This is a genomic window from Haematobacter missouriensis (assembly GCF_000740775.1).
Classification (GTDB): domain Bacteria; phylum Pseudomonadota; class Alphaproteobacteria; order Rhodobacterales; family Rhodobacteraceae; genus Haematobacter; species Haematobacter missouriensis.
Genome location: NZ_JFGS01000061.1, coordinates 1 through 10,940 on the forward strand (window position 1 = coordinate 1; position 10,940 = coordinate 10,940).

The 10,940-nt window shown below is 64.3% G+C and carries 13 protein-coding genes and 1 pseudogene; all 14 read left to right on the top strand.

The features are described from left to right. Nucleotides 1-97 precede the first annotated feature (97 nt). Nucleotides 98-544 (top strand): annotated as a pseudogene (locus CG51_RS21075) (terminase large subunit domain-containing protein); the annotation flags it as partial. After that, nucleotides 542-1,576: a terminase TerL endonuclease subunit gene (locus CG51_RS18120; protein ID WP_345995677.1), complete on the top strand. Its 1,035-nt coding sequence runs from the start codon at nucleotides 542-544 to the stop codon at nucleotides 1,574-1,576. The pseudogene CG51_RS21075 and the gene CG51_RS18120, both read left to right, overlap by 3 nt. A gap of 1 nt (nucleotide 1,577) precedes the next feature. Continuing rightward, complete coding sequence (locus CG51_RS18125; RefSeq protein WP_198947725.1) at nucleotides 1,578-2,822, top strand: phage portal protein; 1,245 nt, start codon at nucleotides 1,578-1,580, stop codon at nucleotides 2,820-2,822. Further along, nucleotides 2,797-3,450, top strand: coding sequence for an HK97 family phage prohead protease (locus CG51_RS18130; RefSeq protein WP_035747415.1), 654 nt, complete (start codon nucleotides 2,797-2,799; stop codon nucleotides 3,448-3,450). The genes CG51_RS18125 and CG51_RS18130 overlap by 26 nt, the downstream gene beginning before the upstream one ends. Nucleotides 3,451-3,522: 72 nt before the next feature. Then, nucleotides 3,523-4,689 (top strand): phage major capsid protein, encoded by a 1,167-nt coding sequence (locus CG51_RS18135; protein WP_233141373.1) that lies wholly within the window; start codon nucleotides 3,523-3,525, stop codon nucleotides 4,687-4,689. 57 nt (nucleotides 4,690-4,746) lie between these two features. Further along, nucleotides 4,747-5,280 (top strand): head-tail connector protein, encoded by a 534-nt coding sequence (locus tag CG51_RS18140; RefSeq protein ID WP_035747419.1) that lies wholly within the window; start codon nucleotides 4,747-4,749, stop codon nucleotides 5,278-5,280. Continuing rightward, nucleotides 5,277-5,615: a phage head completion protein gene (locus CG51_RS19310; protein WP_051930860.1), complete on the top strand. Its 339-nt coding sequence runs from the start codon at nucleotides 5,277-5,279 to the stop codon at nucleotides 5,613-5,615. Before CG51_RS18140 ends, CG51_RS19310 begins: the two co-directional genes overlap by 4 nt. 29 nt (nucleotides 5,616-5,644) lie before the next feature. Beyond that, nucleotides 5,645-5,932 (top strand): DUF3168 domain-containing protein, encoded by a 288-nt coding sequence (locus tag CG51_RS18150; RefSeq protein ID WP_198947727.1) that lies wholly within the window; start codon nucleotides 5,645-5,647, stop codon nucleotides 5,930-5,932. Nucleotides 5,933-6,023: 91 nt separating this feature from the next. Beyond that, a complete protein-coding gene (locus CG51_RS20275; protein WP_143413047.1) occupies nucleotides 6,024-6,227 on the top strand; it encodes a hypothetical protein in 204 nt (67 codons plus the stop codon). Beyond that, a complete protein-coding gene (locus CG51_RS18155) occupies nucleotides 6,187-6,621 on the top strand; it encodes an HK97-gp10 family putative phage morphogenesis protein (protein ID WP_035747421.1) in 435 nt (144 codons plus the stop codon). Before CG51_RS20275 ends, CG51_RS18155 begins: the two co-directional genes overlap by 41 nt. Nucleotides 6,622-6,685: 64 nt before the next feature. Then, entirely contained in the window at nucleotides 6,686-7,135 is a 450-nt protein-coding gene (locus CG51_RS18160; protein ID WP_035747423.1) for a phage tail tube protein, read from the top strand. Then, nucleotides 7,132-7,548, top strand: a complete 417-nt coding sequence (locus CG51_RS18165; RefSeq protein WP_035747424.1) for a gene transfer agent family protein — start codon at nucleotides 7,132-7,134, stop codon at nucleotides 7,546-7,548. Before CG51_RS18160 ends, CG51_RS18165 begins: the two co-directional genes overlap by 4 nt. A 132-nt stretch (nucleotides 7,549-7,680) precedes the next feature. After that, nucleotides 7,681-10,386, top strand: coding sequence for a tape measure protein (locus CG51_RS18170; RefSeq protein ID WP_051930864.1), 2,706 nt, complete (start codon nucleotides 7,681-7,683; stop codon nucleotides 10,384-10,386). Then, nucleotides 10,386-10,883 (top strand): hypothetical protein, encoded by a 498-nt coding sequence (locus CG51_RS18175; RefSeq protein ID WP_035747425.1) that lies wholly within the window; start codon nucleotides 10,386-10,388, stop codon nucleotides 10,881-10,883. The genes CG51_RS18170 and CG51_RS18175 overlap by 1 nt, the downstream gene beginning before the upstream one ends. Nucleotides 10,884-10,940 lie beyond the last annotated feature (57 nt).

Genomic DNA, 10,940 nt, shown 5'->3' on the forward strand with positions numbered 1-10,940 from the left:
GCATTGCTGCAATTTTTAGAGGCGCCCTGTCGGGAATCCGACCTATGGCGAGGCCTGTGGCGAATGGGTTTTCGACTTTGTCAGGGTCGTCTTCGGCAGCTATGACCCGGAGACGAAGCGTCGGGCACTGCGGGAGTTTTTCCTGCTGGTCCCCAAGAAAAACGGCAAGTCGTCGATAGCTGCGGCCATCATCGTGACCGCCGCCATCCTGAATGAAAGGCCAGAGGCGGAACTGCTGCTGATCGCGCCGACGAAGGAGATCGCGTCGATCTCCTTCAAGCAGGCCGCCGGTATCATCCGGCTCGATGCGGAGCTGGACAAGCTGTTCCAAATCCAGAGACACCTGAAGACGATCACGCATCGCATCACGCTGGCCGTGATCGCGGTGAAGGCGGCGGCCGCCGATGTCATCACGGGGTCGAAGGCGACCTACATCCTGATCGACGAAACCCATGTCTTCGCGGAGATGGCCAAGGCCTCGGAAATCTTCGTCGAAATCCGGGGCTCGTTGGCGGCGCGGCCGGATGGGTTCCTGCTGCAGATCACAACGCAGTCGAAAAAGCCTCCGGCGGGCGTGTTCAGGGCGGAGCTTTCGATCGCGCGCGATGTGCGCGACGGTCGGATCGATCTGCCGATGCTCGCGGTGCTCTACGAACTGCCGATCGAGAAGTCGATCGATGGCGGCTGGAAAAGCCAGGAGACATGGGGCCTCGTCAACCCGAACCTCGGTCGGTCGGTCGATGGAGGCTATCTGGAAGATGAAATCCTGAAGGCTGAGCGCGAGGGGCCGGAGAAGCTGGCACTGATCGCGTCGCAGCACTTCAATGTGGAGATCGGCACGGGCCTTCATGCCGACCGTTGGCCCGGAGCGCTATATTGGGACAGGACAGCGAATCCGCGCATCACCTTCGATCGGCTGCTCGACGAGTGCGAGGTCTGCACGGCGGGGATCGATGGTGGTGGTCTGGACGACCTGATGGGTCTGGGGATTATCGGTCGGCACCGCAAGACGCGTGCGTGGTGGCACTGGGCGAAGGGCTGGGCTCAGGCCGATGTGCTCGAGCGCCGGAAGGAGATCGTGCCGCGGCTTCGGGACTTCGAGCAGCAGGGTGATCTCGTCTTCTGCGAAAGCGCGGAGCAGCAGGAGGCGGAGATTGTCGCCATCTGCAAGCAGATCCAGTTGGCGGGGCTCTTCCCGGAGCAAAGCGGGATCGGTCTCGACAGTGCCGGCGTCGCGACGCTGATCGACGCGCTCGCCGCGGAGAGCATGACCCAGCCGCTCGTCACCGCTGTCGGGCAAGGCTGGAAGCTTCAGGCCGCGGTGCTGACGCTGCCCCGAAAGCTTAAGGACAGGACGATGCTCCATGGGGGGCAACCGATCATGCAATGGCAGGTCGGGAACGCGAAACAGGAACTCAAGGGGAGCAACTACATGGTCACCAAGCAGGCGGCCGGGTCGGCCAAGATCGACCTGCTGATGGCCACGTTCAATGCGGCCATGCTCATGTTCCTGAATCCGGTCGCGGATGACAGCCGCCAGAACATGGACGGTTTTTTCGCGGCGCTGAGGGCCTGACGTGGGTCTGATCACGCGCGCTCTGTCGCTCGTCGGCCTCGAACGGAAGGCAGCGACCAACATCACCTGGACGGACGGCCGGGATGTCATGGGGTCCGCAGTTGGCGAGGCGGGCGTCATCGTTGATGATCGTGCGACCCTTGGCCTTTCTGCAGCGTGGGCTTGTGCCAACCTGATCTCGGGCACGATCTCGTCGCTGCCCTGTGAGGTCTATCGCGGCGGCTCTCGCGTGGCTCAGGTCCGACAGGATCACCCGCTCTACCGCGTCCTGCACGACGCGCCGAACTACGACCAGACGGCAGTCGATTTCTGGGACTTCATGTGCCTGTCGCTGGAACTCTGGGGCAATGCCTATGCCCGGGTGATCCGGGCGGGGGGCAGGATCGTGTCTCTGCGACCCGTGCGACCGGATTTCGTGACGGTGCGGCGGCTGCCCGATGGGCCGCTGGAATACTCGTGGTCGCAGGACGGCGAAAGCTACCGGCTTCGCGACCGCGATGTGCTGCATATCCGTGGTCCCGGTGGCGATCCGCTGGGTGGGATGGGTACTCTGGCTGTTGCGCGGAACAGCCTGTCCGGTGCGATCGCCGCGGAGCAGGCGGCAGCGCGCACGTTCCGCAATGGACTGCGCCCTTCGGCGATCATCAAGTTCAAGGAATGGCTGACGCCCGAACAGCGCGAGATCGCAGAACAGCGCATCGCGGAAAAGTACATCGGGGCCATCAATGCGGGTCGCCCCTTCATGGCCGAAGGCGGGATGGAATATCAGCAGATCACCATCTCGCCCGAAGATGCGCAGATGCTGGAGACCCGGCAGTTCTCGGTCGAGGAGATTTGCCGGTTCTTCGGAGTGCCGCCGGTGATGATCGGCCATGCGGGTGCTTCGACCGCCTGGCCGACCAGTGTCGAGCAGCAGGTGCTCATGTTCCAGAAGTTCACGCTTCGCCGCCGTCTCAAGCGGATCGAGCAGGCGGTGCAACAGCAGCTTCTCGGCCCCGCTGATCGCGGCGACGGCCTGTTCGTCAAGTTCAATCTTGAAGGCCTGCTCCGCGGTGACAGCGCGTCGCGGTCAGCCTTCTACGTCGCGATGTCGGGTATCGGCGCGATGACGATCAACGAAATCCGTGCGCTGGAGAACCTGGTGCCGGTGCCCGGTGGCGACGTGCCCCGGATGCAGATGCAGAACGTCCCCATCACTCAGGCGGGACAGGAGGACGATGATGGAAACGAAAGCCTTCCCGCTTGAACTGAAGGACCTCACCGACGAGGGCGTGATCGAAGGCTATGCCTCGATCTTCGGCAACATCGACAACGGTGGCGACAAGGTGATGCCGGGCGCGTTCGTCGAAAGCCTCGCCAAGGCGCGGCAGACCGGGCGTACCGTCAAGATGCTCTGGAACCACAACCCGAGCGAACCGATCGGCGTCTGGGAAGACCTGGCCGAAGACAGCAAGGGGTTGCGCGCCAAGGGCCGTCTCGTGCTCGAGGTTGCCCGGGCTCGCGAAGTGCTTGCGCTCATGAAGGCCGGTGCGCTCGGCGCGCTGTCGATCGGGTATCGGACCCTAAAGTCCTCTCCCGACGGCAACATGCGCCTCCTGGAGAAACTCGACCTGTTCGAGGTTTCGCCCGTGACGTTCCCGATGAACGAGCGGGCCCGGATTTCGTCGGTCAAGGCTGATGGCTGCGACGACATCATCGAAAAGCTCGCGGCCGGGGACCGGCTGACCGAGCGAGAGTTCGAGAAGCTGGCCAAGGGACTTGGCCTTTCGAACTCGCAGGCGGAGCGTGCCGCGCGCATCCACCTGAAAGGGCAGGGGGATCCTGCCAAAGCGGCAAGTGAGGCGGACCAGTTCTGGGCCGCGTTGCGGGGCTGAGGCCCCATCCCCCAACCGATCAGGAGACATTCCATGTCTGGTGACAAATCGGCTGCCGAGCTGGCAGCGGAAGTGAAAGCCACGTTCCAGCAGGCGCTGGATGACGTGAAGGGCAAAGCCGAGGAAGCGCTCGGCAAGGCCAAGGCGGGTGAGACCCTGACCACCTCGTTCAAGGAACAGGTTGACGAAGCGCTCACCAAAATGAACGGCCTGAAGGCCCAGCTTGACGAGCTGGAGCAGAAGGCCGCGCGCGGTGGCAACGGCGACGGCGTCGAGCACAAGTCGTTCGGTCAACAGTTCGTCGACGCGGATGGTGTCAAGAACTGGCTCGCCTCTGACCCCTCCAGCGGTCGGGCCGAGCTGCGGCTCAAAGCAACGCTCACGACGTCGGACGCGGATGCGGCCGGGTCCGTTGGTGCGGCCATGACGCCGACCCGCCTTCCCGGCATCCTTGAGTTGCCGCAGCGCCGCCTGACGGTCCGCGATCTGATTTCCGCCGGCCGCATGGACGGCAACTCGCTTGAGTATGTTCAGGAGAAGGGATTCACCAACAATGCCGCCCCGGTCGCCGAGGGCGATGTGAAGCCGTCGTCGGATATCCAGCTCGAACTGATCACCACATCGGCGAAGGTGATCGCGCACTGGATGAAGGCCTCCAAGCAGGCTCTCTCCGATATCTCGCAGCTTCGCTCCCTGATCGACAACCGTCTCAACTACGGGCTGAAATTCGTCGAAGAGTTCCAGCTTCTGAACGGTCCGGGCACGGGGCAGAACCTTCTCGGTATCATTCCCCAGGCGACACCGTTCGCTGCGCCGGCCGGTTCTCCGGCAGTCACGACCAGCATCGACGTTCTGCGCATCGCAATGCTGCAGGCGACCCTCGCGGAGTTTCCCGCGACCGGCCACGTTCTGAACCCGATCGATTGGACGACGATCGAGCTGACCAAGGACGAATCCGGCTGGTATATCCTCGCCAACCCGCAGGGCACCGCGCAGCCGACCCTCTGGGGCCTTCCCGTGGTGCAGACCCAAGCAATCGCCCAGGGCAAGTTCCTGACCGGGGCCTTCAAGATGGGTGCACAGCTGTTCGACCGCTGGGATGCGCGGATCGAGGTTGGCTACGTGAACGACGATTTCACGCGCAACCTCGTCACCATCCTGGCCGAAGAACGGCTTGCTCTCGCGGTCTATCGGCCGGAGGCGTTCGTGTACGGCGATATCGCGCCGGTCACGCCCTGATCTGTTGACCAAGGGTGGCCGGTTCGCTGGCCATCTCTGTGAGCAGAGAGGTCTCATATGAACCCTGTCCGGATCACCGCACCGACAGACCCTGTCGTCACCTTGACCGATCTGAAGCAGCACCTCCGCGTGCTGCACTCCGATGATGACGACCTGATCACCGCCTACGAAGCCGCTGCCGTGTCCTGGCTCGACGGCTATTCCGGTGTTCTGGGACGGGCGATCCTGTCACAGGGCTGGCAGGAGAGCTTTCCCGCGTGGGGATGTATGCGCCTTGCCCTGCCGGATGTGAGCGCGGCGGCTGTGAGCTATAAGGATGCCGCCGGCACGTCACAGACGGTGCCGGATGCGACACTCCGGTTCGATGGTTCGGTCGTCATCATCGACGCGACCGGTCCCGCGGACGCAAGCGACATTACCGTTGTCTACACCTGTGCCCTGCCGGCGGGCGACCTTCCTGCCATCGTGCAGGCGGTGAAGATGCTCGTCGCGCATTGGTATGTGCGCCGGGAGGCCGTGGGTGAGGCGGTGTCATCCATCCCCTTCGCGGCCGAAGTGCTGATCAACCACAAGCGGCGGAGGCAGTTGTGAGCGCGGCGGGGGGGCGGAATTTCCGTGTGGCGTTCGACGAGCCAATCGCCACACCCAACGGGCAGGGCGGTCAGCTGATGGGTTGGACGGAACGCCTGCATGCCTATGCCAGGATCATGTGGCTGCGCGGCAGCGAGACGGTGATCGCCGCGCGGCTTGCCGGTCGGCAGCCTGCCGTCGTCGTCATCCCGTCCAGCACCATCGCTCGGCTGATCACCACGGAGTGGCGCATGCGGGACGTCCGGTCGGGTGACGTGTTCAACATCCGCACGATGGTTGAGAGCGACGACCGGGCGGATATCGAACTGACCGTCGAGAAGGGAGTGGCTGTCTGATGCCGAGTCCGTCAAATGCGCTGCAAACGTTGATCTATCAGCGGCTCACCACCTATGCCCCGCTGGTTGCTCTCATCGGCACCCGCGTTGTCGATCCGCCGCGCGGAGAAGAGGCGTCGCCTTACATCAGCTTCGGCCGGTCCGATTGGCAGGAAGACGACGCAGATTGCATCGAAGGGCGGGTGGAGACGATCCAGCTCGATATCTGGTCGATCGCTCAGGATGGCCAGCGCGAGGCCAAGGATATCTGCGACGCGGTGAAAAAAAGGCGCTGCATGGATATGAGTCCGACCTTGGCGAACACGCGCTTGCCTTGATGCGCGTGCCGACGGTTCGGGTGTTCATCGACCCTGACGGCATCACGACCCACGGCGTGGTGCAGGTTGAGGCCGTGATCGAGGAGGGCTGATGGCGTGGGTGCGCTTCGATCGCGAATTCTGGTGGCGCGCCACGCCGCAGGCCAGCCTCCGGTATCGCTCCGGGTCCACCTACAACGTCCCGCGCCGCTGCGCCGACAAGGCCGTATCCGAAGGCGCGGCGACCCGGACCGTCAATCCCAGAAAGGTCCGCCATGGCGCGACAGACCAGCATCCTCGGCCTCGCAAAGCTTGAGCGGAAGTTGAAGCGGTTACCGGCGGTGGCGCGCGAGACCATTCGCGCAGCCATGGAGGCTGCCGCCGATGAAATCGTCGCCATGATGAAAAGCCTTGTGCCAGAGGCCACCGGGGCGCTGCGCGACAGCATCGGTTGGACCTGGGGTCAGGCGCCCAAGGGCTCGATGGTGATTTCGACGCTCAAGGGCGCTGGCATGGGCGGCGACCTGACGCTGACCATCTTCGCCGGGAACGCCGAAGCGTACTACGCCCGGTGGGTCGAATTCGGCACGCAGAAGATGAAGGCGCAGCCGTATTTCTACGTGTCCTGGCGCGCGAACCGGCGGAACGCGCGGCGCAAGGTGCGCGCTGCAGTCCGCAAGTCCGCCAAGCAGGTCGCCGCGGGCACCTGATCCTTTCCGGCCATCCGGCCTTCACCAGCCCGCCACGGCGGGCCTTTCGCTATGGAGAAACAGAATGGCCCGTCCAGTCACGGCCAAGTTTGGCAAGATGAAGATAGAGATCGGCGATGGGGAGGATCCAGAGGTCTTCGCCGCGCCCTGCGGCTTCACCTCGAAGGCGCTGACGCTGTCGAAGAACCTGTCCGAAGTGTCTATTCCGGATTGCGATGATCCGGATGCACCGCTCTGGCTCGGTCGCGATGTGCAGAGTCTCACGGCTTCCGTCACCGGAGACGGCGTCCTTGCCGCCGAGTCGATCGAAACATGGCAGGAGTTCTTCGACAGCACCGACAGCCGCACGGTGCGGATCAGCATCGAATTCTCCACCGGCACCATGCAGTGGGTAGGCCTGATGCACCTCGAGACCCTGAACCCGTCGGCAGAATCCGGCGGCCGGATCCAGATGAGCGTTTCGATGCAATCCGACGGCGAGATGGTCGGCACCTGGACTGCGGCCACGCCGTGACGCGATCCGCCGAGATCACCCTTGATTGGGCGGACGGGACATACCTGTTCGCCCTCAAATGGGGGCAGCTGATCGAGCTGCAGGAGAAATGCGACGCGGGCCCCTATGTGGTGCTCGGCCGGATCGAGGATGGCTCGTGGCGGATGGGCGATATCGCCGACACGATCCGCCTCGGCCTCATCGGCGGCGGAACCACGCCGCTCGACGCGCTGAAGCTGACCCGCACCTATGTCGAGGCGCGCCCGCCGATCGAGAATGTCCGGCTCGCACAGGCGGTGCTCGCGGCCGGCCTGATGGGGGCGCCAGAAGAACGGGTGGGAAAGCCGCGGGCGGTGGCGAGCGCATCGACACGCTCCCGAACGGAAAAATCCGCATCGCGAAAATCCTCGGGGCCGGAATCGCAATCGGGCTGAGCCCGACCGAGGTCAAGGCGCTCTCCATGTGGGAGCTCGCCGCGGCCATCGACGGATGGAACGAGGCGAATACGCCGGATGAGCCGGGGCGGCTCACGACCGATGAGGCCTACGAGCTCTGGGAGTGGATAAGTGGCAACTGACCTTGAAAAGCTCGTCGTCCAGCTTTCCGCGGACATCAAGCAGTACCAGCGCGAGATGAACAAGGCGGTGGGCGTGTCGAACCAGCAGGCCCGCCAGATCGAGGGCCGGTTCCGGAAGATGAACCAGAACCTCGACAGCATCGGTGGCAGCGCGGCTCGCTCCCTGATCGCCCCGTTGGGTGCCATCTCCGCTGCGCTTTCGGTGCGCGAGGTGGCGCGCTATGCGGACGCCTGGACCGGAGCGAAGAACAGCCTCGCCGTCGCCGGTGTTGTGGGCGAGCAGCAGGCGGACGTGCTGGAACGGCTCTATCAGGCGGCACAGGCCAATGCGGCACCGGTTACCGCGCTGGCAGACCTTTTCGGGAAGGCAGCGCAAGCCAGTGACAATCTTGGAGCTAGTCAACAAGAGCTGCTCAAGTTCTCCGGTGGCGTGGCCACCGCACTGCGGGTCGCGGGCACTTCCGCCGGTGCGGCGTCGGGTGCGCTCACTCAGCTCGGTCAGCTTCTCGGCTCTGCGCGCGTGCAGGCTGAGGAGTTCAACTCGGTCAATGAGGGCGCGCGCCCGATCCTGATCGCGGTTGCTGCCGGTCTCGACAAGGCCGGCGGGTCGGTCAGTAAGCTCAAGAAGCTGGTGAATGATGGAGAGGTCAGTGGCCGTGACTTCTTCCAGGCGTTCCTCCGTGGGATGCCAAATATCGAGAAGATGGCGGCCAATGCGACGACCACCATCGATCAAGGCCTGACGAAGGTGAACAACGCTTTCACGAAGTACATCGGCTCGACCGACGAGAGCCTCGGAGCATCGCAGCGCCTGGTGGCAGGGCTGTCCGCTCTCGCCGACAATTTCGACGCGGTCGCGGACGTGACTCTCAAAGTGGCCGGTATCATTGCCGGTGCGCTGGTCGGACGGTCCATCGGTGCGATGGTGGCGAAGCTCGGGCTTGCCACGACGGCAGCGGTCAAGTTCGTATCGGCGCTCCGCGCCGCAACCACACTCAGCGGTGTCGCGACCGCCATCAGCGGCCTGTCCGTTGCGGCGGGACCGATCGGGCTCGTGATCGGCGGTACCGCGGTCGCGGCGCTGACGCTCTACGCCTCCACCTCGGATCAGGCCGGGGACGCGACCGACCGCTTCAAGGCACGGATGAAGGACCTCGGCGAGCAGGCGAAGACGACCGCACAGGACGTGCAGCAGAGTGCCGCCGAACAGATCGCCGCGGTGCGGGAGGCGCAGGAGCATCTGGCTAGCCTGAAGGAAGAGGAACTGATCGCGCCAAACGTCGTCGCGAACGCTGGTCAGCAGCTGGATGGGCTGCTGGAATACCTTCGCGAGATGGCGGGCGATTGGGAAATCTCGGATGAAACGATGACGTCACTCGATGATCTCGCCTCGCGGGCGAAGACCGGTGAGGTCTCGGCGGGAGAATTGACGGCTGCCCTGCAGAACATCGCGCATGTCCGACCGGACCTCACCAGCTGGCTCACGCAGTTCGGCTCCCTCGCAGGGGCGGCGCTCAACGCTGTGGGGGCGGTGCGCGCCCTCAGGCTCGAGATTGCCGCAGCAGAGGGAACGTCGTCGCCCGGGCAGGGAATACGCGCCCTTCCGGAAGACCGGGCTGGGCGGTTCACTGCGAGCGATGACCGGCAGGCAATCCGTCAGGGGCAGGCCTACGTGGCGGAAGCGCAGCGGCGGAACGCCCTCTCGAAACAGGCGCTCGCCCTTGAGGATGAGATTGCCAAGGTGCGCAAGCAGTCGCTGGCTGACGGGGTCACGCTGACGGAACAGCAGGTGAAGAGCATTGCCGCAGGCAACCTGGCGGCGCGGGAGGGTCGATCCGGCTCCGGCGGCAGCAAGTCGGACAAGGGTCCGTCGGAATATGCGCAGGAGGTCAAACGCGTCCGCGATGAGATCGCCGCCCTCAACCGGGAGGCCAAACTGTCAAGCGAGGCCGTCCTCAGCGGCACGGATTATGAGACCGCGCTCGAGGTCGCGCGCCGCGAGGCGGAGCTTCTCGAAGCCGCGCAGAAGGCCGGGCTGGCGGTGACGCCGCAGCTCCGTGCCGAGATTCAGGGGCTGGCTCAGGACTATGCGGAGGCGGCGCGCAACACGCGCCTCGCAACCGATCGACAGGAGGAGCTGCAGCAGGTGCAGGACGATATCCGGATGGCGGCGGGCGAGGCGTTCGGCTCGATGGTGTCAGATGTCAGGAGCTTCGGCGATGCGCTGTCGAACCTGGTCTCGCGCCTTCAGACCATCTTGACCAACCGGCTGTTCGATCAGCTCTGGGAGAAGATGCTTCCGTCCACAGGCGCCGCAGGCGGTGCAGGCGGTGGGCTGCTGAACGCCTTCTCGTCTTGGTTCGGCGGGTTTCGTGCGAACGGTGGCGGGGTCCAATCCGGCCGGGCCTATATCGTAGGGGAGAAGCGCCCTGAGCTGTTCGTCCCCAGCCAGAGCGGTGTGATCCTGCCGACGGTTCCGTCCGGCGGGCGGGGCGGGGGTGGCGCTAGCGTGCAGATCATCGATCAGCGCCCGGCAGGGTCTCCCGAAATGCAAGTGGATCAGCGCCAAGAGACCGGCCCTGATGGCCGTGCGCTAGTACGTGCGATCGTGTCGGAGGACCTCTCCCGGGGCAAGTATGACAAGAGCATGCGTGGCCGGTACGGTTCACGTCCGAGCACGGTGAGGCGAGGCTGATGGTCGTAGTTGCCCAATGGCCGTTCGGGGTGCCTGACTGCATCATGCCGCTGTCGCCGCAAGGAGGATTACAGGATGCCCGCGTCAGCTTTGAACCAGAGGTCGGTCCGGCCATTGAAAGGCCCAAGGCGACGTGGACGCCAGATGTTTATTCGGTGCAGCTGGTTCTGATCTCTGTGCCGCAGTTCCAGGCGTTTGAACGCTGGTACAAGAATGACCTTCGGCAGGGTGTGCTGCCGTTTGAATTCTACCACCCGATTACCAAGGCTCGTTCTGCCTGGAAGATCGTGAAAGGCGATCCGGCCTATCAAGTGAGTAAACCGCGGCTGCGCCAGAAGCCCGATACCCGGTGCATCGCACTCTCTTTCAGCATCATGTCTTTCCCGGCGGATGTCCCAGACGGGTATCTGCTGCAGGAGAATGGCGATTACGTGCTGCAGGAAAACGGCGATCGCATCATCGTGCAGGAGGGGGTCCCATTCGATGGCGGATCGTGACATTCCCGCGGCGACGCGCGCCTCGCTTGAGGACGCATCCTCCCCGGATGCGCTGCT